General features: G+C 60.8%; 2 protein-coding genes. Both read left to right on the forward strand.

Annotated features, from left to right (window positions below; all coding sequences use genetic code 11):
* Positions 1-359: 359 nt before the first annotated feature.
* Positions 360-1,823: an O-acetylhomoserine aminocarboxypropyltransferase/cysteine synthase family protein gene (locus tag Q0216_RS01695; RefSeq protein ID WP_298592439.1), complete on the forward strand. Its 1,464-nt coding sequence runs from the start codon at positions 360-362 to the stop codon at positions 1,821-1,823.
* Positions 1,823-2,021: CoA-binding protein (locus tag Q0216_RS01700; RefSeq protein ID WP_298592440.1), on the forward strand; the 199-nt coding region annotated here is incomplete at its 3' end. The genes Q0216_RS01695 and Q0216_RS01700, both read left to right, overlap by 1 nt.

The raw sequence follows: 2,021 nt of genomic DNA on the forward strand, positions 1-2,021 counted from the left end.
AACGTCATAGCAACGTCATAACAGCATCATAACAATTTCTGTCATGATGTTGTTACGATCCTGCGATGATGTTGATATGATGCGGTATTTTCCTCGCGCCTAGAATCCTAAAAACCCGGAATTGCAGGCTAAAACCGGGTATTTCTATCGGTCTTATTGGTCGCGCATCATATCAGCCATCATAACAACTTCTGCTATGACGGCTGTTATGACGGCTGATATAATGCCCCGTCATAATCCGCAATAAACGACATATAGGTACCCGCACTTGGTGCACCCCGCCGCCGGTGGCACAGTATAAAGTCGAGCCACTATCGACTCCCCGCACTTAGGCGGGCAGATACACCAGGAGCAAACCAATGGCTGAACACACTTTCGGCTTCCGAACCCGCGCACTACACGCGGGCGGCACCCCCGACGCTGAACACGGTGCCCGCGCGGTCCCCATCTACCAGACCACCTCCTTCGTCTTCAAAGACGCTGACGACGCCGCGAACCTCTTCTCCCTGCAGAAGTACGGCAACATCTACTCGCGCCTGTCCAACCCCACCGTCGCCGCGCTGGAGGAGCGCATCGCCTCCCTCGAAGGCGGTATCGGCGCGGTTGCGACCGCCTCCGGCATGGCTGCCGAGTTCATCACCTTCGCGGCTCTGTGCCAGCAGGGCGACCACATTGTTGCTTCTTCGCAGCTGTACGGCGGCACCGTCACCCAGCTGGACGTGTCCCTGCGCCGCTTCGGCATTGAGACCACCTTCGTGCCCGGCACCGACCCCGCCGACTACAAGGCGGCACTGACCGAGAACACCAAGGCGATTTACACCGAGATCGTGGCGAACCCCTCCGGTGAGGTTGCCGACCTGGAAGGCCTCGCAGAGGTCGCACACGAGGCGGGCATCCCCCTGGTCGTGGACGCAACCCTGTCCACCCCCTACCTGATCCGCCCCCTCGAACACGGTGCGGACATCGTTATTCACTCGGTCACCAAGTTCCTGGGCGGTCACGGCACCACCCTCGGCGGTATCGTCGTCGAGTCCGGTCGCTTCAACTGGGGTAACGGCAACTTCCCGTCGATGACCGAGCCGGTTCCCTCCTACAACGGCGTGTCCTGGTGGGGTAACTTCGGTGAGTACGGCTTCCTGACCAAGCTGCGTTCTGAGCAGTTGCGTGACTTCGGCCCGTCGCTGAGCCCGCAGGCTGCGTTCAACCTGCTGCAGGGCGTTGAGACCCTGCCGCAGCGCATGGACGCGCACCTGGCGAACGCTAAGCAGGTTGTGAACTGGCTGGTTGAGGACCAGCGTATCGCCTACGTGAACTACGCTGGCCTGCCCGACCACCCGCACCACGAGCGCGCGAAGAAGCTGTTGCCGTTGGGTGTTGGTTCCGTGTTCTCCTTCGGTGTCAAGGGCACCGAGAAGGCGTCTGGCCGCCTGGTTGGTGGCGAGTTCATTGGTGCGCTGCAGCTGGCAAGCCACCTGGCGAACATTGGTGACTCTCGTACTTTGGTGCTGCACCCGGGTTCGACCACGCACCAGCAGCTGACCGCTGAGCAGCTGGCCGCTGGTGGTGTTGGCGAGGACCTGATCCGTATTTCGGTGGGTCTGGAAGACGTTGAAGACATCATTTGGGACCTGGACCAGGCGCTGACCTACGCGACCGGTCTGAACCACGCCGGTGAGCGTGTGGGTGAGTCCAGCGCAGACAAGATTGTGGAGGCTGAGGAGGCGGTTGCCGCCGCCAAGGCCGCCGAGGACGCTGCCGCCGCTGAAGCTGTTGCTGGCGCATCCTGCTCCCTGCCCGCCGCTACCGCTCAGGAGGAAAAGTAATGACCGAGAAGCGTACCTGGGTGGGTCCTTCCGCCCCCGAGCGTCTGAACATTCTGCGTAATACCCGCACGATTGCGATTGTGGGTATGAGCGATAAGATTTCGCGCGCCTCCTACTTCGTGGCGACGTACCTGCAGTCGGCTTCGCCGTACAAGCTGTATTTTGTGAACCCGATTCTGGCGGCGAAGGGCAAGCTTG

The sequence above is a fragment of the uncultured Rothia sp. genome (assembly GCF_937976295.1).
Taxonomy (GTDB): domain Bacteria; phylum Actinomycetota; class Actinomycetes; order Actinomycetales; family Micrococcaceae; genus Rothia.

Bases quoted from the DNA above. Each gene is read 5' to 3' on its own strand.
- Q0216_RS01695 (WP_298592439.1), top strand. From the start codon at position 360: ATGGCTGAACACACTTTCGGCTTCCGAACCCGCGCACTACACGCGGGC.